This window comes from Paracoccus onchidii, from assembly GCF_028294535.1.
GTDB lineage: Bacteria > Pseudomonadota > Alphaproteobacteria > Rhodobacterales > Rhodobacteraceae > Paracoccus > Paracoccus onchidii.
Genome location: NZ_JAQBIE010000024.1, coordinates 1 through 18840, shown reverse-complemented (window position 1 = coordinate 18840; position 18840 = coordinate 1). Strand labels below are relative to the sequence as shown.

Sequence of the window (18840 nt, the reverse complement as noted above, 5' to 3'; positions counted from 1 at the left end):
CAGTTCGTGCGCGATGATGCCGCAACGCTGGTTCGGAACGAACAGGGCATGATCCAGTGCGATGATGCTGGCGGCGGTGGTGAACCCAAGCTGCCTGGCTTTCAGGATCACGTTTCGATCGTGCATCCCCGTCAAGAACCGGATCTGGTTGACGTTTGGCAGGAATGGCATGACAGACGAAGCCGCTGGATCGTCTGGATCGCCTTTGACCATGATCTTGTAGAGAACGCCTGATGTGAGGCGCCACCACGGGTCCGATAGCCGTTCCTCCCACTCCGCGGGGGTTTGCGGGGCAGGGGCCGGCTTTGATCGGACTTTGATGGGCGGCGCGCTCATGCATTACCGTGCCCCTAGAAGGTGGCCCATCAGCCGCGCGATAAGCCCTGCACGGGAATTGCCATGCGCAAGTGCGATGACCTTCTTGGGGTGCCGATCATGAACCGGCACCTTCTTGGCCTCGATGCGCGCCAGCTTCTGCTTTTGCGCCTTCTTGGCCTGCGGCCGTGCATTCTTGCGCGGCATCAAAGAAGAACCCGAAGCTGGCGAAGCTGCATCTTTGCGATTTCAAGATAAACACCCGCATGAACAGGGTGAGGGTTTGAATAGACCTTGAATAGATACGGGCGTTCTCGGAAGATCTCATGGAGGTTCAGAATTGCTTTCAAGCAATCCCCGTCGACCATTTTCACAATCTTGTCGGCCACGCGCTCAATCTCGCCATCGCGACAGTAGGAACCCATGAGCAGTGTATCCAAGATATTGGATTTCAGCCGTTGATGCGGGCTATTCAAATCTATACCGCGCGCTGTTTCGGGCTCCGGTTCCTGCGGCTTTTCATCAACCCCTGACCGGTAGCGATTTTGATTTCCGGCGCCGATCATTGGCCCTTGGCCGGTAGCGATCTTGATTTCCGGCACCGAAAGCGTCACCGAAGAAGTGATTTCATCGACCATCCGATTTCGCGCGACGGCATCGAGGGCTTCGGGCAGCATTTTCCGCGCCTCATGCAGAAACGCGCCGATGTAACCCTGGTGGCGCATATCGTATTCGATGCTGATGCCGGTGCCGTCGAACGTGATTGACGATGACAGTTCTCTTGTATCAACTTCGTCGCTGCCTTCGCGCAAGGACATGCTCACCTTGAAAGCGCCTTTATCTTCATTCTTCATCGTCGTCCTCCTGACGTGTTGAGATTGGTAATGGGGTGCCTTGGACGCTGGCGATCAGCGCGGCGACGGTCCCAGCCGCGGCGGCGCCGGCCTGCTCGTTGTCCTCTTTGAACATGCCGAGATAGCGGGCCATGCTTTCGAGCGGCTTGTTCTTGTCGTGCATCTTGACCTTGAACGACCCTTTGTCGGTCAGGGTGATTTCAGCGATTCCGGCCTTGATGTGGCGGGCAAGTTTCTTGCTGTCCTTGATGGTGACAAAGGGACGCTCGACCTGGACACCGTTGAACAGGATCGGGTTTCCGTCATCATCGGTCGCGGGCTCCATCCCCCAATCCATCACATCAGAGATGTTGGCGGTGGCCATGTGGACCCATTCGCGCAGCACGTCATCAGACTGGATGTTGATGCGCTCGGTCAGCTGCTCCTTGAGGTAGGCAATACGGCCTTGCACGTCTGGACGCTTGTAGATGTTGCAGCCGGTGACCTTTGCCGCCTTTTCCGAGTATCCAGCGCGCACAGCGGACTCGCGCAGTTCGTATGTTTGCAGGTAGGCATGGCAAAATGCTTCGCGCCGGTCATCATCCAGCGGCTTGCTAAAGTCTGTCTGTTTTGGTGTTGTCTTTGCCATGGCGGGTTAATCTCGGTTATGCATTGATGCACATTCAGGATGCATTTTTGCATATACCAGCCCTTATGCGCTAGTCCCTGCGCTCGGCATTAAAAAACCGCCCCGAAGGGCGGGTTTATGTCATGCGTCGTAGGTCTTTCGGCCCTTGTCTGTGAGGGTGTAAACGCGACCGCCTTCGACTTGCCCGCGATCTATCATCCCCATTTGGGCCAGCTTGGTGAGTGTCTGCCGCGCCTTCATTTTGTCCAGTTTTGCGCGGTTGGCATAATCCATTTCTGTCAACTCGACTGGATTGCCTCGCCGGATGAACGGTCCGAGGATTGTTTTCGCGGGTTTTACTTGGTCCATTCCTGCCTCCGGCTTTTTTCGCGTCGAATGCTTGCCTTGATCGTTGATTGATCGCGCCCGAGGGCGCGGCTGATTTCGCTGTAGCTGTGGCCATTGGCATGGGCGCGATAGGCGATCACGTCACGCACACGCACCACCTGCGCCGACCTGTCAGGGCCGGTGACACGTGCCAGGGTCATTCCTGCGACACGTGCGGCTTCTCCGGCTATGCTGCGGATCTCGGACCATGCCGCCCCCTGTTCTGTCAGGGCCCGCATGTCGGTGTCTGTCAGATGGGCGTTCATTCCTGCACCTTCGGAACACGGTTGACGAAAGAGGCCAGCTTGTCGGCCATTTCCGCGCTGATGCGTTCGTGATCCTCGCGGCTCATGCCTTTGTGCTGTTCGACCTTGGACAGTGCCTCGCGGACCTTGTGGGCGTTGCGCTCACCCCATGCGGCGCGCAGCAGGCCGAGAATGTCGCCATAGTTCGGGCGGATGCGTGGAAAATCCCTGCACCATTTCGCCATGGCTGCGCGGATCGCGTCGACGGGCCAATCCTCAAGTTCATCGCACCAGCGCGCCAGGATCATCGACCGTCGCCCTTCGCCCATGTCGGGGCGGAAATAGCCGTCGAGTTCAATATCCACGATCACCGCGATTTTCTTACGATGGTCGGATCGTTCCTGCGGCCGCATTGATGACGCGCACAAAGGCGTCGTCGGCGGCAGATGCGCGGCGGTCACGGGCAGGTTGCTGGTCATGTCGGGTTCCCTCGATCGGTTTCAGGGCGGGTGCGGAAAGCTGGCCGCTCAGGCGGCGCATGGCTTCGGTGAAGTAGGTGAAAGAACTTGGCGGGCCATCGCGCTTTCTGGCCGTGATCCTGGCAACCTCGGCGCAGATCACGTCCGGGGTCAGGTTCGGAAGGTCGAGCCAGCGGCGAAGTTCGGACATGTCCCCGGTGCCGCCGATGAATTTCGACGGCCCGATGACTCCATCAGGACGGACGCCCATCGCAGAGAGAACACGCTCACGAATTTCGAGGTCGGGGGCGTCATCATCATCACTCCCTTCTTTCTCCCTTCTTTCTCCCTTCTTCTGTTTTGTCTCGGTCCTGTCTCGGTCCTGTCTCGAATCTGTCTCGGACGTGTCTCGCCCATTCTGATATTCATTGTATTTACAGATACTTATGACGTTCACACCTGTCTCGGTTTTGATCGCGATAAGTTCGAGTTTTGTAAGCCTTTGAAGAAACCGGTGAACTTTGCTGCGATGCCAGCCGAATATGTCGGCCATGAAGCGCACCGAAGCGGACAATTCGCCCCTCTTGAGGTCCACCACGAAATCACCGACGCGGCGCCTGCGTGACTTCCAAGATGCCTCACAGATCATCCAGATCCATGCCTCGCGCTCCGAGAATGGCTCCTTAGCGAATGCCTCGTCGTGCCAGAGGTCACGGGATATGTTTACCGTGCCCGCCATCAGCGTGAGTCCTCTTGTGTGTTATCCACCACGATGTGCGGGGTGAACGAAACAACATCCCCCCCAGCGCAATCGGTTTTCAGGCAAAGAAGATCACCCTCCTGAAAGGACGCAAAAACGCGGTTTAACATCCTGTTTCCTGCGGCCGCCTGTTTCTGGCTCAGAGATCCGGTTTTCAGGGCGTGCGATAGGAGTGACGCTGCAAAATGCAACTGCGGATCGTCAGGGTTCATTACGACCACAAGCCAGCGCAGCCAGTCCGGCCAGAGCGCGGATTCATGCGGCGGTTCAGGAACCTGGTGACGCTCAAGGGTGAAATGTTCGCTCATACCTTCACCTCCTTGCCGACAATTCGGCGGTGCAAGGCCGTGTAATCGTTCTCGGTCCATCGTCCCGACGCGGTGCCGGGCTTCTTGACCACGCTGACCTTGACGCCCTGGGCGGCGAGAATGGCGTATTTCAGGACGGACTCATCGGTCTGGTGTCCCTTGAAATCCTCGAACACCTGCCGCCCCTTGCCGTCGATATAGGTATAGTCCAGCCGGCACGTCATCGGCCTGCCGGAAGGGGTCAGGATCGGGCCATTCATGCCTTGCAGGGTGATGGATACCTGCCTGCGCAGTTCAGTTATCTGGCCGGTGTTTTCCAGGGCTTTCAGGACCATCCAGCGGCGCGCCTCGCCCTTGCTGTCGAACTTATGCCCGTCAACCTCGATCGGCTGGGCGTTCTGGACGCGCTTCCTGCCTTTCTTGGGCGCTTGCATGTTTTGCAACTGCGCCGCTGTCATGCGGATCGTCATTTCTTCGTGCCTCGCAGTTTCTTTTTTCTCCGGCCCTTTTTGCGGGCCAGTGTCCCGCCTGCCGGCAGGATCGTGATTGCTGTGTTCTTCAGCCGGTTCATGGCGACGTAGAACGTGCCCTTGTCCTCGACCTCGATGCGGTAGACGGGCCCGTTTCTCGACCGGCAGGCGAAGCGGGCGAATTTTTCATCACCTTCGGCCACGGCCTTAACCAGACGATCTGCAAGAGCCTGACCGCAAACATCGGGTCCGATGCGCTGCGCAACGCGCTCCTTGAAATGCGTGGTCGCACTCATTCCCCAACCTTCTCGAATTTGTCTGTCTGGTTTCCCCACACGGACCAGCCCGCGCGCTGCCGGCGCGCGAACATTTCCAGCTTGCGAAGGCCCGGCAAACGGGTGTCGACCTGATCCGGCACCCATTCCGGTTTGCGACTGTGTTCGCGCTGCGCGCCGGGGATGATGCTGGTCGGAAACAGCGCGGGGCGCGGGCAGGGGAATCGGCCTCGCGTGGCAATGATTAGGGGTTCGTGCTGATTGCGCGCCCAATATCCCGTTGCGATCCGCTGCTTGGGCCAGACCAGCTGCGACTTGGTGCGGAAGCCCCATGCCCTGACCACCTCGTCGGCGCGGTGCGCGAAAGGCACCGTCACCCACATCAGAAGCAATGCGGCGGGCGCGGCCACGTCCTTGACCGGCAAAGCGGCAATTTCATCGACCGTCATGCAGTCGTAATGTCGACGTGCGTTCCGCCCTGGGTTGCTGGCGCTGTTGCTGGCAAAGCGCCAAGGTGGATCTGCGTAGATCACCTGCCAGCCGCCGTCTATTTCTGGAAGGTCGATCATTCGCAAAGCCCATACTGTGAAGTGCAGGAAACCCCGTCATCCTCGGCGTCGATCAGCCAGCTATGCTGACGCCCGCCGCGATCCGTTTGCGCCCATGCCGCCACCTGCTTGGCGCGCGGATATTGAGGACCGCCGCGCGCCCCTGTGATGCCGCGCCGCGCCATTCTCGCGCCCTCTGGCGTCACATCAGCCGCGAAGAAGGTGGCAGCACCTCTCTTGCTGGCATCCGCCACGATCGCCTCCCATTCCTCGATGCGCTCGAATGCCTCGGGATACCGGCGACCAATGGCGCGCAGTTCGGCTTTACTTGCGTTGATGCACGGGAAGCACCCGACGCGGCCCATGCCCTCCAGATAGAGCGGGTTGGGATCGACCCCGTGATGCGCGGCGAAAGAAAACACATTCTCAGCCGTCCAGTGGATCAGCGGTCGATAAAACCGCATGACATGCTGACCAGGCGTTCTGACCGTCTGCCACATGGGCGCATTGCGACGGGCGATACTTTCGTCACGTCGAACGCCCAACCACTGGACCGCAGGGGCGGAGCGCAGCGCCGGATCAACAACCTGCTGCTGGATCGCCTCGGATTTCAGAAACTCAGTGCAGAATTGAGCGCGGCGGGATGGGAAACGCCCCTTCCAGATGCACAGATCAAGGAACGGATTGCCGGTCGGTTGCAGCACTGCGAGTGCGCGCTCGATCGTCGCGTCAGGAACCCCCTTTAGCGTCCATTTCTCTGCCACATATCGCCGCTTCTTCGCGATCCGATCTGAAAAATCCGCGCGGAAAACCTCAACATCTGGTCCGCCAGTTTTCGCCGCAAGACTCTGCGCGTAATCCATCGTGATCTGATGTTCGTTGCCGGTATCGGCCATGACCGCCCGGAAAGGCCGGCCAGATTGCAGCGCCAGAAGGTAGCAGGCCGTCGAGTCTTTGCCGCCGCTGATATTGACGATGTGATGGGTCACGAAATCACCTCAATGATGATGTTCTGCCGATCGCTGTCATTGACGCGCAGCCGCTTTGCCTGGACGCCGCGCGCCAGCACCTCGCGCGCCTGATCGAGCGTCAGGCCGGCCGCGTCAGCTATTTCGGGGAGTGTGCGAGACGCGCCACGCGCCGCGCGCACAAATGCGATGGATTGCTCATGCGGGGTCATGCCGCGCCCTCCATCGCATCGACCATCGCGATACGCTCCGCGATCCATTCCGCGCAGTTGACCGCCCAGCTGTTGCCGAGAGCCTTGTATCGCGGGCCGTCAGGGTGACGCGCCAGTTTCATGGCATCATCCCACGTCATACCGTTGGCTTGGTTGTCGTCGGTCCAAATCCAGCGGGCCGTTTGCTCAAGATCCTCGCGTGATGCCCGAGCAGCCCAATTCGGAATCAGCGTGAAATCATCGGGGAAGCCTTGCAGTCGCTCACACTCCCGCGGCGTCAGTCGGCGCACCGCCCAAGGAAGCGCGACGTAACTGCGGCTAGATCCACCGGAAGCAGCGCGAACGCTGACCGTATCGTGCGGCCCTTCCGGCATGGCACCGCCTTCGCGGCCACGCATATCGAAAGCCACGGCGGCGCGCCCACCGCTCTTGCCGCCCCCATGGAGCGCACCGGGAATATCACCGATCGAGAAACCAGTTTCCCCACCCGCCAGGCAGTCGAAAGCCACCGCCTGCGGCACTGTTCGAGATTCCAGCGTGTAGGCTGCACCATCCTCACGATAGCCCTTTCCATCAGGCCCCGCGTTCGGGTTTTCGCAGACTGCGCGTTCTTGGATCGCGATAGCCTGCGTGGCGACGTAGCATTGCTGTTTCGCGCCGGTTTCTGCGGCAAGTGCGCCCACGATCTGCCCGTCACCGCCCATCAGGCGCACTTCGTCGCGCGTGTTCTGGACGAAAGCCACCGGCACGATGGGCGTTCCGCGCCCTGTCCCGTCCTCGGATGCGTCGAAACCCTCACCGCGCAGGCTATGTGCCACCAGATCGGTTGCGTCCTTGTAGTCTCGCGCCTTCACGGTCGAGGCGGTATCATCGGCCTCGTATTCGCCAAACGCGACCATGCGCGCGGCGATCAGTCTCCGATCAGCGGCGTCCTTTCCGCTACAGCCACCAGTGCTTGCCGCAAGAGTCGCGGCAGAGATTTCCCCCGTTTCGCGGCGCGGCGCAGAATGCCCTGACAGGCTTTCGCGGTCAAAAAGAACCGCTGCGGCACGGCGCCAGTCTCCAAGATATGCGACAACCCACACACGACGCCGGCGTTGCGGGACAGCGAATGGGAAGCGCAGTGTTCTGACGTGTTGAGCGTCAAGAACGCGGTAGGCGGTCCCATACCCGAGTTGCCCCAGCATCCCGAGGAAGGTTCCAAAATCTCGTCCGCTGTTAGATGACAGGACGCCGGGGACGTTCTCCCAAACCAGCCAGCGGGGCCGATACTTTGCTGCAATGGCACCAAAGGTGAGCATGAGGTTTCCGCGAGGATCAGCCAGTCCTGCGCGCAATCCGGCAACGCTGAATGACTGGCAGGGGGTTCCTCCGCAAAGAAGGTCAACTGGTTCATCCGGCCATTCCTCGAATTTTGTCATGTCGCCCCAATTCGGGACATGCGGATAATGGTGCGCCAGAACTGCGCTGGGGAACTTCTCGATCTCGGAGAAGGCGACGGGCGACCATCCGAGCGGATGGAAAGCCTGCGTTGCGGCCTCGATGCCGCTGCACACGGAAAGGTATCTCATTCCTTGCTCCCGTGGTGCTTTGCCCAATTGTCGACCAGCGCAACGGCCATGCAGCATCCGCGGCGGTTGCATTCCGCCGCCAACTCGATTGCGGCATCACGTGGCAGCATGGAGGCTGCGGCCTTCACCGACCCGCCACTGACGCGGGAATACTTGAGTATGTTGTGAGATGATGTTGACGGCGCAATCTTCCTGTCCTGGGTCATTTCTGACTCCAATAACTTGACAAGACTGCGTTTTTTGGTTCTCCGCTCTCGCGGATGTCGGCTTTACGAATGTCGAGAAGTTCGACACTCAAAGATGCGACGGGAACCCTTACACGCTGTTCGATTTGCTTGAGCGTCAGGCCACGGTTTCTCAAGAACAAGGCCCGAAGCAACTTTTCGTCCCGCTCACGCGGCGCCTGACGCATATTTTCGCGCCTGTTCAATTGAGACGCATGGGCCCTGCCTGGAAGTCCCATCTTTTTCGCGGCGCTGTTCACCGCGCGATAGGTGACGCCATATTTTTCAGCGAGGGTCTTTGATGCGGTTCCTTTGACCCATTCGGCCCGAAGGTCATCTTTATCGATCATCTGCCCACCCCATGCGCGACGGATTGGCAGATGCTGGCGATTTCATGGTTGTAGACCGGGACGATAGAGCAATCCGGCTTTGATGATCGGACTCGGTTCGACCACCCTTTAGCTTTCAGGACCGCCCGAACGCGTTGGGTTGTTTCACCGATTTCCTTCGCAATCTCCGATGTGGTCCGGTCCCATCCATGGTCTTGGCAATCGCGCCAGATCAGGAAGGCGACGGCCTTGGTTTTCAGGCTCGTCATTGCTTGCGCTCCTGGATCAACCGTGAAAACGCGGCTTCGACCCCCATCCATTTGTCCATGCGAGGCATGAACTTGCCGTGGCCCCATCGTTGCCATGTCGTTCTGTTGATGCCGGATTCTTTCAAGAAGTGTTCTTCTGTGATCCCGGCTTCCGAGATTCTTGATTCAATCTCGGCACGACGCTGCTTGTATTGGTCAATGTTTGAAAAAATCATGCCATGCTCCTGCATACCTGCACAAAAAGATATGCAGATGCGCACTTGTCATGTCAATGCATAACTGCACATTAAGAAGGGCCGCGCTGTGCGGTATGATTTTTTGCAGATGAGAAGTGGTAATTAATGGAAACGAGTGGCTGCAATGACAGATTGGGCGATAGACTATGTTCGCGATGTGCTATTGAAGCACCGCATCAGCGCTACGGAGTTAGCGGCACGGGCCGGTGTATCAAGCACGACGCTGACCCGCCCCTTGAACGCGAAAGGGGATCATCCTTATTCGATTTCCCGGCGAACTCTTGAAAAGATCAGGGAGGTTAGCGGGATTCCGTTCCCAGGCGACACGACAGTGGTGCAAATGGTGGGGGAAGATCAGATACTAATAAGGTCCATTGACGCCCATGCTGGGCGGATTTACGCCGATGGTGACCCGTCAACCACCAAGGAAGCTGCTGTGTCCTTTTCCCCTTCATTACTTAGTCAGATTACCGATTCCCCGGCAGAAATGCTTGTGATCGTCCCTGTTGTGGGCGATTCCATGAAGCCGACTTTGCTGGAAGGTGATCAGGTTCTGGTCGATCAAGGTCAGAAGAATCTTGATTTCGACGGGCTTTTCGCGATCCGGTATAATACGGCTATACATATCAAGCGGATTGGTCGGGGAGGTGTGCCGGGACAGGTGAACGTCCGGTCGGACAATACCGAATACAGCGCGGTAAACTCAGCTGCGAGTGATCTTGATGTGCTTGGTCGCGTCCTCTGGATCGGACGTAAAGTATGACGGGGATCGTGCTGACATTGGCCGGCGCATCTCTCGCCTGGTTCTTGTCCCAGAAGGGCGATGACCTTGAAATGAGCGACGACGCCAAGAAGGTTCTCGGCTGGGTGGCATATGGAGTCGGAGGATTGGGAATCCTTATGCTTATGACCTGACGATAGAGCAAGAACTGCACTTAAAGCCCCGCTTTTGCGGGGTTTTTTTATGCCAATGCATGATTTTTTTCTAATGTGCATTTCTGCATTGACAGGTTGAGATGCATAAATGCATAGTGATCGCATAGATTCGATGCGAAGGAATGCAGATTATGCACACAAGCAGCCGAAAGTATGCTGAACCGCACGTCCCAGACGATCTAAAATTCAAGTCATTGGTATGGTTGTCCATTGCCTGTTTGGGCGTCCCTTTCCTGATTGGTTTTTGGACATTTCTGACAATCCAGATTGCGAACTCCTTTGGCTCACATCTTGAGCGTCCGACCGTTTGTGACGGCTACACCGCGCAGGAATGCGCCGCAGCCGTGGAGGCCGCGCAATGAACGTCGATGAACTGCAAAAGCTGCTGGATGCGGCAACGCCGGGTGAGTGGAAGGCTCGCAAGAAGAACAGCGATGAAGACCCGATCTACGGCTTCGACTGGTATCACTACAGCGACCAGCATGGTGTCGTCGGATACTGGACGGGACACAAGGATAACCACAAAGAAGAACGGTGGTGTTTGTCCGAGGCGGATGCCCGCCTGATCGCCCTTGCCCCCAGCCTAGCACGTCAGGTGATCGAACAGCAGGACGAGATTGAGCGTCTGCGTGGGGAATACGCCAAGCTTGAGGCAATTTATTCGACAGCCTGTCAGATCGCGGCCGCCGAGATAAAGGAGGCCGCGCAATGAGCCTCCAGCAATTGCTTATCGACCTGAACAACGCCGCCTATCGCGCAGCCCGCGCCGCCGTGAAGGCCAATGACGAAAACGCCGAGGCGCTGGCAAAGATCGCCCGCCAGGTCGACGCAATCATTGATGGGGTGCCGCAATGATACGAGACGCCGCAATCTGCGCCGCAATGCTGGCGGCATTTCTGGCAACCGCCTTTTTGGTTTTGGATGCATGGACGGGTTCGCCCGGGGTGGCGCTATGATCCGCCAACCTACCAGCGCCGAGGATCAATATTCATTCTGGCGCCGTTCCGTCTCCGGTGAGCGCGTGGCGCGCATCGAGGACGATCCACAGCCCGGTTTTTACAAGCGTCGGATGGTCAAAGACGGGCCATTCGTTCCGGTCGAAATCTGGATGGATCAAGAAATAGATCCGATCACGGGCGAACTTACGGCACCCGAAACCTATCTGGCGATCTGCAACGCACATCCCTGCGACCCGCTCGAAGTCTGGACCTACTGCCGCCCGATCAGCGCCGAAGAATACGACGCTCTGACCGGGGCCCGTCAGTCGATCCCAGCAATGGCCGACACCCATACCAAAATCGACCTCGGCCAGTTGGCCGCAATCAGACCTTAATCGGAGGACACGACATGGACGATCAAGCAATGGCAGGAATGGGGCACAACGCGCCCCCGCCCTACGACCCGCAGGTTGTCGCGGATCTGGAAACCCGCGTCCGCGAACTCAGCGAAGCCGGCAAGGCATGGTTGGCGCTTGGCGCGATCGAAACCGAAGAAAATGCCGAGAAGCTGAACGACTTTCTGTCGCAAGCCCGGCAGGCGCACAAGCAAATTGAGGACCATCGCAAGAAGGCCAAGCAGCCCCATCTGGAGGCCGGCGCTGCTGTTGACAGCGCGTTCAAGGCCCTCACTGTTCCGCTGACTGAGATAGGCACCACATTGAAGCAGATGCTCGGCGTATTTGTCGAGGCCAAGCGGGTCGAAGCCGAACGGCAGAAAGCGCGCGAGCGCGAAGAAGCCCGCCGCAAAGAAGCCGAGGCAGAGCGACTCCGCAAAGAGGCGGAAGAAGCTGACGACGCAATCGCCCTTGCCCGCGCAGAAGAAGCCCAGAAATCCGCCAAGAAGGCCAGCAAGGCGGCTGCCAAGGATGCAAAGGTCAACGTGTCCAGCGCGTCTGGCGGCGGGCGCACAATGGCTGAGCGCGTCAGCTACACCGCGAAGATCGACGGGGACAGCAACGCACGCCGTGCCTTCGGGTTCTTGCTGGCTGATCCCGACAGCCGCGAGCCATTGATTGCCGAAATGGAGCGTCTGGCCTCTGCCGCCCGTCGCCGCAAGGACGGCCCCACGGAAATCAACGGCGTCAACTTCATTGAAAACCGGAGCATCGCATAATGACCGCGCATTCCACTGCAATTCGCCCGACCTCAGCAGCAACCGGGGCAGGCACGACGCTGGCTCTGATGGACCCCCAGCAGTTTGACCAGATGCAGCGTGTCGGCAAGATGTTGGCTCTTTCGCCGCTGTTTCCCGAGCATCTGCGCAAGGGTTCGGAAGCCCAGAATATCGCCAATGGCGTTCTGGTGATGAACATGGCCGTGCGCCTGCGCGAAGATCCCCTCACAGTCGCCCAGAACATCTACTTTGTTGGCGGCCGCCCCGGCTGGAACACCACCTACATGATCGCCAAGGCGAACCTTCACGGGGTTTTCAAAGATCCGATTGATTGGGATGTGACCGGCACTGCCGACAAGCTTTCCGCCACCGCCTATGCCGTGATGAAAGGCACCGGCAAGCGCGTCCAGATGACCGCCGACATGGAAATGGCAAAAGCCGAAGGCTGGACCCGGAACACCAAATACAAGTCCATCCCGGAAACGATGCTGCGCTATCGCAGCGCCGCCGCGCTGATCCGCATGTATTGCCCCGAGGTGATGATCGGGATTCCGCTCGGTATCGAGGTCGAAACTGACGGGATGCGGGACGTGACCCCGACCCACGCGCGCGATGTTGCACGCGACCTTTCGGGCGATCAGGAGGCGGACGACCAAGAAGGATCCATGATTGAGGACGCCGAAACGGTCGAGGATGACCAGCCGGAACAGTCAAAACATGATGCCCAGCCCGCGAAGGAGGAAAAGCGCCAGCAACGTGCGGCAGATCACACCGACAACACCCCGCAGGAACAACGCCCATCGCGGAACAAGAAGAAGGTCGATGATGCCGGGCAGGGCAGCATGTTCACCCCGTCGCTGTCCGAGCAAATCAAGATGATCGACACCAGCATCCGCGAATTGCTGGCCGAAGGGACGCCGCTCGATGAGGCGTTGGAAATGTTCGATGCGCAGCTTGACGCGATCCGGTCGCAGGACGCCGACGAACACGCGGCCATGATCGAAGATTTCAAAAGTTTCGCCGCCAAGCGCGACGGCTGACCCTTCCCCCGCGCGTGAAATGTCCCCGTGCGGCACCTGGCGGGGGTGAATAAAGCCCCCGCCTTTTTACAGGAGATACCCATGACTGAACAAAGTTACAGCGTTGCAGCCGGCGAACTGCGTCAATTCATCGAGCAGTTCGAGCAGCTGGAAGCTGAGAAGAAAGACATCACCGATCGCCAAAAGGAGATCATGGCCGAAGCCAAGGCGCGTGGCTACGATACCAAGGTCATGCGGCGGATCATCGCCCGGCGCAAGCGCGACCGCGACGACATCGCGGAAGAAGAAGCGATCGAGCAGATGTATCTCGAAGCGCTGGGGATGGCGTGATGAAAACCCTCACGATCCCCGAATATCATGCAGAACTGAAAGCGCAGGGCGTTGAGGATCGCGCTGATTTAGCCATGATCTGCCCTATGTGCGGCACTGTGCAGAGTGCCCGCGATCTGATCGCGGCCGGTGCAGGACTGGATTTCGAATCCGTGGAACGGTTCCTTGGCTTCTCTTGCTTCGGTCGGTGGACCAAAGCTGGGGCGCCTCGCAAAGAACCCGATGGAAAGCCATGCAACTGGACCCTCGGCGGTCTGTTCAGCCTTCACAAGCTGGAAGTCGTGGACGAATCCGGCACCAAGCACCCGCGATTTGAATTGGCCACTCCCGAACAGGCACAAGGCCATGCCAGAGCGTTTGCCGAAAACGTGGGTGCAGCATGAGCCGCAGCGAAATCATCGACCTTCGCGGTCAGGTCCACGCCCGCACCGACCGGGCCATTCTGTTCAGCACTGACGGCGACCGTGAAAGCGCCGAATGGCTACCCTTGTCTCAAATCGAGGTTGGGGAACTTCACAGGGGCGTCGGGGAAATAACACTGCCTGAGTGGCTGGCCGTAGATAAGGGGCTGATGTGATGGAAACCCAGAATGAAATGATCCGCGTTCCGGTTCGGTTGCTGAATGAAACAGACACCGGATGGTTGGTCACGCAGGACAAGAATTACAACTCTCAATGGCTGGATAAATCCGAGGTCGAAATCCCCGACAGGGGAGAAATCAAACCGATGCTCACGGCGGTTATGAGCAGAGAATATGCAGACAAGAAGCGGGTGAAATACAATGTCTGAACGAAATCAAGCCAAGAAACGAACGGACCTGTTTGTAGATCCGTCCCTTGTTCGCCCGAATGAAAAGATCGGGGGCGGTTTCTTCGTGTTCAGCCGGCATCCCGATAGCGGCCGCATCAGGCCGTCCCGCTTTCCCTTCGAACACCCCGACTACGCGTCCGCGAAAGCGGCACTGGACCGGATCAAGGAGAACCAGGCAGATCGGGAATACGGGATCTTCCAGGAGGTCAGGGCCGATGCGTAGGTCAAAGCATCGCGGCATTTCGATCCGTCAATACGACATGCTGTCGAGCCCGTTTTATTGGTCGGATGATGAAAACTCGATTGGCGGCATTGCCGCCGACGAGGCCGAAGTCAAGGACCAGATAGACTCCGCGATCTTCTTGCTCGGCGCCTATCACGGATGGACCCTGACGCGCCTTCACAACGGCGAGTTTGAGGCGCGCGGCCGAACGGTGATTTCAGGAACACTTGCCACGGTTCTCGACCGGATCGAGGACATGGCGCAAACGGAGCCACTGATATGATGACGCCAGGCTTTCACCCGTCGCCCGCGCACATCAAGCGTTTGGAGCGGTGCGAGGCAATCGTGGCTGAATGCGTTGCCGAGAACCCCGAGCTTATTCCGGTGTTTGAGCGGATCGAAGAAGAACTGACGAAAGCCCGCGCCAGCGCCGTGAAAGATCCGCTTTCCAAGGCACGGATGCTGGCCGAACAGCGCAGGCAAGCGAGGGCGCAATGATGGAACGGAAGAACGAGGTTATCGTCGATCTGCCACGGGCCAAGGCGGCATTTCAGCAGCGGGACATACTGGCGCTGTTGCAAAAGCCGCTGGACGCCGAGGCGCAAGCACATGTGGAGGGGCGGTGATGGCGGCAAAAATGAGATACCCCGCGTCTGAACTTAGCAAGGCTGAACGTCTGGCTCGGGCGCTGGATCAGGTGCAGAGCGGAACGCGACCGTTCAACATGCAGCTTGCGGCACAGATAAAGCATGAACTTCGCAGGCTGGATGGACTCGGGACCAAGCTGGAAATGGCGGTTGCCGAACGTGACGCTGCCCGCGCCGAAATCGCGGTGATGGAAGCAGCAATGTCGCAGCCGGAATATGAGGCGGCGCAGGCTGGCACATTCGCGCAGGGGATCGAAGCGGCTATGCAGACTTGCTCAGTTGGCCCCGTTCCTGAGCATCAAACAGAATTTTCTGCTGGCGTTCGTCACGCTAAAATTGCCACCCGTGAAGCCATCCGCGCCCTATCCCCCACCCCGCAGGCCGATCCGGTCAGAGAGGCGGCGGATATGTTCGATAACGCCGATTGGTTCTGGCGAACAATGGACCCGGACGACTGCGGAGACAGCCCAGATGAGGCAATGAACCGCGCGATGGTCGGTCAGTACTGTGTCTGCGAAATTGCAAGCAGTTATACCGGTCCAGTTAGACATGGATTCATCGCGCCAGTTCTTGACCCTGAAAGCGATGATGACGAGTTCCTTCACTTCGCCACACGGCAGGAGGCAATTGACGCCGCCAAGGATCGCCGCGCCCTCGCACAGAAGGGGGAATAGCTGTGACATGGAAAGCCGAAGCCGCCGAAATCATCCGTCAGGCTACTGCTTGCCTGCCTGATGACGCCACGCTGTCCGAACGGAAAAAGGTTATTGCCGATGCCTGCCCATCATCGTGGCGCACAATGAGTTGGCCGCAGAAGGCATGGCAATCAGCACGGCGGGATTACCTGGTGCGCTACGGATATGTGCCACGGACGAAAGCGCAGGCTATTCGCGCGGCATCTGTCTCGGAGCCATTGCCGCTTTTTGACGAAAATAAGCCCCAACGAACCTGAGAGGAAAACCCCATGAACGAAGTCAGAGTAAAAATCGAAGATCCAAAGCACCTGTTCCACATGGCCCACGCGAGTGGAATGATGGACGCCCACGAGCAGCTGGAAAACTTGCCAGACGGGCTGCGCCAGACCCCCGGCGTGGCACTGGCCATTGCAACTATCGGCGCGGAGGCAAACTCCCTGCGCGGGCAAATAATCGGCAAAAACCTCGCGGCAATCGCCCGCGCTGGTCACAACGTCGCACATTACAAGTCCGTCACATTCGACCCGAACACTGCCGAATTGGTCTGCGAGTTTTACGAACCAGACCTGTTCGACAGCGAACAGTCCTAAAAAACCCCAAGGAGGCCACTGTGACACCAGACCGCTGCCATTGGCTCAAGGACGAGGACGGCGAAGAAATTCTCATCCCAATGTGCTGCGGCGGCGCCGTCTACGGATCATACGCCTGCACCTGCACTGTGCCAGAGAGCCGGATCGAAGCGGCAGAACGCGGCCGCGCAGAGGCCGAGCGACAGGTTCAGCGGCTCTGCGAAGCGCGAGACCGGCGGCTCGATGAACAGAAGGCGAGCTGGAACATGCAGCGCCGCCTCCGCCGGCGGATTGCCGAACTTGAAACCATGCTGGCCGAACAATCCAGTTAACCGCCGGGAGACACCTATGGAAGTCCGAGAACTCACATTCAAAGGCGAGAGCGATCCGAAGCTATACGCTTGCGGAAAATGCGGGAAAGCATACTCTCCCAAGGTCTACGCCGCGCGCGACGACATATCCCACGCCGCCGCCCGTCGCACCGCAGAGGAATGCTGCAAGCCGCGCTTCTGCGCATGCGGCACTGAACTCGACACAAGCTGGACCGCTTGCGCGCCATGTCGTGAGCGCAAGATGCTGGCCAAGGCCACGGTCATTGACGCGACGGAATACAAGGGCCCAGTCAGCGCGAAGTGCAACGGGGAATGGGGCGAGGGATACTCTACTGACATCGGCGCGATGATCGAATCCTGCCATGACGCCGGCGAGCCGGTCCCCGCATACTGCCATCCCTGCACATGCCGCCCCCTCAAGATCGACCCGGTGAACCTTCTGGAAAACGCGACAGACGACATGCACGAGGCGGCAGCAGATCAGGTCGTTGATGCCGACGAATTGGTGGCCTTCATTACCGCATGGAACAAGAAGCAGACCTGCGTCACCTACTACGAGGATTGGAGCCGGGTGATCATCATAGATCAGCTGGCCTTTGACGACATCATGAACCGCGCCGCCGAGCCGTCCAGATAACCTTGATCGGCCTATATTGCGATTTTCAGAAGCCAGTCCCGCACATGCGCAAGTTCAAGTTCGCCATATCTCTCGCGCTTGAGCCTGTGCCCCATCAGATCGGCCTTTAGCCGCTCGGGAAAGTCGGCCTTCATCATCCTAGACTCGAAGCTGTGTCGAAGGCTGTAGAGACTATGGCCGGGCGTTTCGCGAAGCCCGTTTTCCTTCAAGAACTTGTTGACCGTATCTGAAAGAACAGGGCTATCCGCATATGTCGGAAAGCCCTTCTTGCATTTCTTGATCGCGTCCAGGCTGACTCCGACAAGCGGAATGTCCCGATCGGCATATTCAGATTTCAGCGTCCTGCCTTCCGCAGCGATCCTGATGAACGGTATCGGTGCATCGAGGACGATCCTTTCTTCGGACAGCGCGGCTATTTCTGACGGTCTGGCGCCGGTGTTTATCATCACCATGAGGATGGTTCTGGCTTGCAGGTTCAGCCCGTTCAGTGCGCCGGGATAAAGCAGCTTGTCCTTGATCCACTTGACAGAGAAGGGTGGGCGGGTTGCTTGCTTGCCTTCGGGGAAGGCCAGACCGTCTGTCTTGAACGGCAGTTCCAGATCGTGCGCCCGCGCGCAGGCCCGCCACATGGCCAGAAGATAGCTGAAATCCTTGTTCGCGCTATTCTTCGTGACTTCGCCCGCGGCAATCCTTTCCAGCCACCAGGCGCGAAAATCGAACATGTCGCGCGTGGTGATTTCGTGGATAGGACGATCACCGATGACTGATATGAAGTTCTTGATCGCTTTCAGCCGCGGGGCCCTGTGCCTGCGCATTTGATCGGGGCTTTTCCCGACAAGCCGGCCAGCCTCGACCCTGTAAAATTCGTCCAGCGACTCAGATACATAGATTGTCGGCTTGCTCACCCCACCAAGAAGCGCCTCGGCTTCCTGGTGGTCAATGCGACCTTTTCCATCAACGACAGCCTCGATGCGTTCAATCAGTTCGTTCGTCGGCAAATGGGCAACATCATCTGCCGACATGTAGCGATAGCCAAGACGTTGCGCCAGATTTCGCGCCGCGGCCATTCGCTCGGTGGAAAGTGCAATCTTTCCCTCTAGCTTGGCCTCCCATGCCTCAAGCATTTCCGTCCAAACCTGCGCGGCCTTGTGTTCGGCCATTTCCTTGCTGTCCGTGAACAGGCATATCTGCACGATGCTGCGCCGTTCTACATGCTCATATCGGGACGGGACGCGGCGCCTGATATACCACAGGCCGTTCCGCATGATGATCTTTGGCTTTTTCATGCTAATCTGATGCCCCGAAAACGATGGATTCGGCAACATTTATTGTGGTCCCAAATGTGAACCTGAATGTGAACCTGTGTGGCGGAAATGCCATTGATTTCGGGGGGTGAATGTGGGAAAGTCCAGCATATGTTGGGTGAAATTGGTTTTTAGGTGTTCTGTTATGACGCCCTCTCGCTCCGCCACT

General features: G+C 58.4%; 38 protein-coding genes. 21 read left to right on the top strand and 17 right to left on the bottom strand.

Features of this window, described 5'->3' with window-relative positions; genetic code table 11:
• The first annotated feature begins 48 nt into the window (after nt 1-48).
• Nucleotides 49-234: a hypothetical protein gene (locus PAF17_RS15990; RefSeq protein ID WP_271890109.1), complete on the top strand. Its 186-nt coding sequence runs from the start codon at nt 49-51 to the stop codon at nt 232-234.
• 105 nt (nt 235-339) lie between these two features.
• Here the strand turns inward: PAF17_RS15990 and PAF17_RS15985 are convergent, their stop codons facing one another.
• The 16 genes from PAF17_RS15985 to PAF17_RS15910 form a co-directional block, all read right to left on the bottom strand.
• Nucleotides 340-522, bottom strand: coding sequence for a hypothetical protein (locus tag PAF17_RS15985; RefSeq protein ID WP_271890108.1), 183 nt, complete (start codon nt 520-522; stop codon nt 340-342).
• Nucleotides 522-1169, bottom strand: coding sequence for a hypothetical protein (locus PAF17_RS15980; RefSeq protein ID WP_271890107.1), 648 nt, complete (start codon nt 1167-1169; stop codon nt 522-524). The genes PAF17_RS15985 and PAF17_RS15980 overlap by 1 nt, the downstream gene beginning before the upstream one ends.
• On the bottom strand, nt 1159-1797 hold the full coding sequence (locus PAF17_RS15975) for a terminase small subunit (RefSeq protein WP_271890106.1): 639 nt from the start codon (nt 1795-1797) through the stop codon (nt 1159-1161). Before PAF17_RS15975 ends, PAF17_RS15980 begins: the two co-directional genes overlap by 11 nt.
• Before the next feature lie 120 nt (nt 1798-1917).
• Nucleotides 1918-2145 (bottom strand): helix-turn-helix domain-containing protein, encoded by a 228-nt coding sequence (locus PAF17_RS15970; RefSeq protein ID WP_271890105.1) that lies wholly within the window; start codon nt 2143-2145, stop codon nt 1918-1920.
• Nucleotides 2133-2429: a helix-turn-helix domain-containing protein gene (locus PAF17_RS15965; protein ID WP_271890104.1), complete on the bottom strand. Its 297-nt coding sequence runs from the start codon at nt 2427-2429 to the stop codon at nt 2133-2135. Before PAF17_RS15965 ends, PAF17_RS15970 begins: the two co-directional genes overlap by 13 nt.
• A complete protein-coding gene (locus tag PAF17_RS15960; protein ID WP_271890103.1) occupies nt 2426-2779 on the bottom strand; it encodes a hypothetical protein in 354 nt (117 codons plus the stop codon). The genes PAF17_RS15965 and PAF17_RS15960 overlap by 4 nt, the downstream gene beginning before the upstream one ends.
• 10 nt (nt 2780-2789) lie before the next feature.
• Nucleotides 2790-3605: a hypothetical protein gene (locus PAF17_RS15955; RefSeq protein WP_271890102.1), complete on the bottom strand. Its 816-nt coding sequence runs from the start codon at nt 3603-3605 to the stop codon at nt 2790-2792.
• Nucleotides 3605-3934, bottom strand: a complete 330-nt coding sequence (locus tag PAF17_RS15950; protein ID WP_271890101.1) for a hypothetical protein — start codon at nt 3932-3934, stop codon at nt 3605-3607. Before PAF17_RS15950 ends, PAF17_RS15955 begins: the two co-directional genes overlap by 1 nt.
• Nucleotides 3931-4404, bottom strand: coding sequence for a DUF1064 domain-containing protein (locus tag PAF17_RS15945; protein ID WP_271890100.1), 474 nt, complete (start codon nt 4402-4404; stop codon nt 3931-3933). Before PAF17_RS15945 ends, PAF17_RS15950 begins: the two co-directional genes overlap by 4 nt.
• Entirely contained in the window at nt 4401-4700 is a 300-nt protein-coding gene (locus tag PAF17_RS15940; RefSeq protein ID WP_271890099.1) for a hypothetical protein, read from the bottom strand. The genes PAF17_RS15945 and PAF17_RS15940 overlap by 4 nt, the downstream gene beginning before the upstream one ends.
• Nucleotides 4697-5248, bottom strand: coding sequence for an MT-A70 family methyltransferase (locus PAF17_RS15935; protein WP_271890098.1), 552 nt, complete (start codon nt 5246-5248; stop codon nt 4697-4699). The genes PAF17_RS15940 and PAF17_RS15935 overlap by 4 nt, the downstream gene beginning before the upstream one ends.
• Nucleotides 5245-6216, bottom strand: a complete 972-nt coding sequence (locus PAF17_RS15930; RefSeq protein ID WP_271890097.1) for a phosphoadenosine phosphosulfate reductase family protein — start codon at nt 6214-6216, stop codon at nt 5245-5247. The genes PAF17_RS15935 and PAF17_RS15930 overlap by 4 nt, the downstream gene beginning before the upstream one ends.
• On the bottom strand, nt 6213-6407 hold the full coding sequence (locus PAF17_RS15925) for a hypothetical protein (protein ID WP_271890096.1): 195 nt from the start codon (nt 6405-6407) through the stop codon (nt 6213-6215). The genes PAF17_RS15930 and PAF17_RS15925 overlap by 4 nt, the downstream gene beginning before the upstream one ends.
• Nucleotides 6404-7978 (bottom strand): DNA cytosine methyltransferase, encoded by a 1575-nt coding sequence (locus tag PAF17_RS15920; RefSeq protein WP_271890095.1) that lies wholly within the window; start codon nt 7976-7978, stop codon nt 6404-6406. Before PAF17_RS15920 ends, PAF17_RS15925 begins: the two co-directional genes overlap by 4 nt.
• A 202-nt stretch (nt 7979-8180) precedes the next feature.
• Entirely contained in the window at nt 8181-8552 is a 372-nt protein-coding gene (locus tag PAF17_RS15915) for a hypothetical protein (protein WP_271890094.1), read from the bottom strand.
• Nucleotides 8553-8796: 244 nt separating this feature from the next.
• Nucleotides 8797-9015: a hypothetical protein gene (locus tag PAF17_RS15910; protein ID WP_271890093.1), complete on the bottom strand. Its 219-nt coding sequence runs from the start codon at nt 9013-9015 to the stop codon at nt 8797-8799.
• Between the two features lie 145 nt (nt 9016-9160).
• Between PAF17_RS15910 and PAF17_RS15905 the strand changes: the two genes are divergently transcribed.
• The 20 genes from PAF17_RS15905 to PAF17_RS15810 all read left to right on the top strand — a co-directional run bounded on the left by PAF17_RS15905 (nt 9161) and on the right by PAF17_RS15810 (nt 17367).
• Complete coding sequence (locus PAF17_RS15905; RefSeq protein WP_271890092.1) at nt 9161-9799, top strand: LexA family transcriptional regulator; 639 nt, start codon at nt 9161-9163, stop codon at nt 9797-9799.
• The gene (locus tag PAF17_RS15900; protein WP_271890091.1) at nt 9796-9951 is read left to right on the top strand and encodes a hypothetical protein; all 156 of its coding nucleotides are present in this window, start codon (nt 9796-9798) and stop codon (nt 9949-9951) included. Before PAF17_RS15905 ends, PAF17_RS15900 begins: the two co-directional genes overlap by 4 nt.
• Before the next feature lie 379 nt (nt 9952-10330).
• A complete protein-coding gene (locus tag PAF17_RS15895; RefSeq protein WP_271890090.1) occupies nt 10331-10684 on the top strand; it encodes a hypothetical protein in 354 nt (117 codons plus the stop codon).
• Entirely contained in the window at nt 10681-10827 is a 147-nt protein-coding gene (locus tag PAF17_RS15890; protein WP_271890089.1) for a hypothetical protein, read from the top strand. The genes PAF17_RS15895 and PAF17_RS15890 overlap by 4 nt, the downstream gene beginning before the upstream one ends.
• Nucleotides 10828-10924: 97 nt before the next feature.
• Nucleotides 10925-11305 carry a hypothetical protein gene (locus tag PAF17_RS15885; protein ID WP_271890088.1) on the top strand — a complete coding sequence of 127 codons (381 nt, stop codon included), beginning with the start codon at nt 10925-10927 and terminating at the stop codon, nt 11303-11305.
• Nucleotides 11306-11319: 14 nt separating this feature from the next.
• Nucleotides 11320-12084: a hypothetical protein gene (locus PAF17_RS15880; protein ID WP_271890087.1), complete on the top strand. Its 765-nt coding sequence runs from the start codon at nt 11320-11322 to the stop codon at nt 12082-12084.
• Nucleotides 12084-13124: a hypothetical protein gene (locus PAF17_RS15875; RefSeq protein WP_271890086.1), complete on the top strand. Its 1041-nt coding sequence runs from the start codon at nt 12084-12086 to the stop codon at nt 13122-13124. Before PAF17_RS15880 ends, PAF17_RS15875 begins: the two co-directional genes overlap by 1 nt.
• Nucleotides 13125-13205: 81 nt before the next feature.
• Entirely contained in the window at nt 13206-13454 is a 249-nt protein-coding gene (locus PAF17_RS15870) for a DUF2312 domain-containing protein (protein WP_271890085.1), read from the top strand.
• Nucleotides 13454-13837 (top strand): VVA0879 family protein, encoded by a 384-nt coding sequence (locus tag PAF17_RS15865; protein ID WP_271890084.1) that lies wholly within the window; start codon nt 13454-13456, stop codon nt 13835-13837. Before PAF17_RS15870 ends, PAF17_RS15865 begins: the two co-directional genes overlap by 1 nt.
• The gene (locus PAF17_RS15860) at nt 13834-14031 is read left to right on the top strand and encodes a hypothetical protein (RefSeq protein ID WP_271890083.1); all 198 of its coding nucleotides are present in this window, start codon (nt 13834-13836) and stop codon (nt 14029-14031) included. The genes PAF17_RS15865 and PAF17_RS15860 overlap by 4 nt, the downstream gene beginning before the upstream one ends.
• Entirely contained in the window at nt 14031-14243 is a 213-nt protein-coding gene (locus PAF17_RS15855; RefSeq protein WP_271890082.1) for a hypothetical protein, read from the top strand. The genes PAF17_RS15860 and PAF17_RS15855 overlap by 1 nt, the downstream gene beginning before the upstream one ends.
• Entirely contained in the window at nt 14236-14487 is a 252-nt protein-coding gene (locus PAF17_RS15850; RefSeq protein ID WP_271890081.1) for a hypothetical protein, read from the top strand. The genes PAF17_RS15855 and PAF17_RS15850 overlap by 8 nt, the downstream gene beginning before the upstream one ends.
• The gene (locus tag PAF17_RS15845) at nt 14480-14770 is read left to right on the top strand and encodes a hypothetical protein (protein ID WP_271890080.1); all 291 of its coding nucleotides are present in this window, start codon (nt 14480-14482) and stop codon (nt 14768-14770) included. Before PAF17_RS15850 ends, PAF17_RS15845 begins: the two co-directional genes overlap by 8 nt.
• Nucleotides 14767-14985, top strand: coding sequence for a hypothetical protein (locus PAF17_RS15840; protein ID WP_271890079.1), 219 nt, complete (start codon nt 14767-14769; stop codon nt 14983-14985). The genes PAF17_RS15845 and PAF17_RS15840 overlap by 4 nt, the downstream gene beginning before the upstream one ends.
• Nucleotides 14985-15113: a hypothetical protein gene (locus PAF17_RS15835; RefSeq protein ID WP_271890078.1), complete on the top strand. Its 129-nt coding sequence runs from the start codon at nt 14985-14987 to the stop codon at nt 15111-15113. The genes PAF17_RS15840 and PAF17_RS15835 overlap by 1 nt, the downstream gene beginning before the upstream one ends.
• Nucleotides 15110-15808 carry a hypothetical protein gene (locus tag PAF17_RS15830; protein ID WP_271890077.1) on the top strand — a complete coding sequence of 233 codons (699 nt, stop codon included), beginning with the start codon at nt 15110-15112 and terminating at the stop codon, nt 15806-15808. Before PAF17_RS15835 ends, PAF17_RS15830 begins: the two co-directional genes overlap by 4 nt.
• A 2-nt stretch (nt 15809-15810) precedes the next feature.
• Nucleotides 15811-16086: a hypothetical protein gene (locus tag PAF17_RS15825; protein ID WP_271890076.1), complete on the top strand. Its 276-nt coding sequence runs from the start codon at nt 15811-15813 to the stop codon at nt 16084-16086.
• Between the two features lie 12 nt (nt 16087-16098).
• Nucleotides 16099-16419, top strand: coding sequence for a hypothetical protein (locus PAF17_RS15820; protein ID WP_271890075.1), 321 nt, complete (start codon nt 16099-16101; stop codon nt 16417-16419).
• 20 nt (nt 16420-16439) lie between these two features.
• A complete protein-coding gene (locus PAF17_RS15815) occupies nt 16440-16730 on the top strand; it encodes a hypothetical protein (protein ID WP_271890073.1) in 291 nt (96 codons plus the stop codon).
• Between the two features lie 241 nt (nt 16731-16971).
• Nucleotides 16972-17367, top strand: a complete 396-nt coding sequence (locus PAF17_RS15810) for a hypothetical protein (protein WP_271890072.1) — start codon at nt 16972-16974, stop codon at nt 17365-17367.
• 11 nt (nt 17368-17378) lie between these two features.
• Here the strand turns inward: PAF17_RS15810 and PAF17_RS15805 are convergent, their stop codons facing one another.
• A complete protein-coding gene (locus PAF17_RS15805; protein ID WP_271890071.1) occupies nt 17379-18653 on the bottom strand; it encodes a tyrosine-type recombinase/integrase in 1275 nt (424 codons plus the stop codon).
• Nucleotides 18654-18840 lie beyond the last annotated feature (187 nt).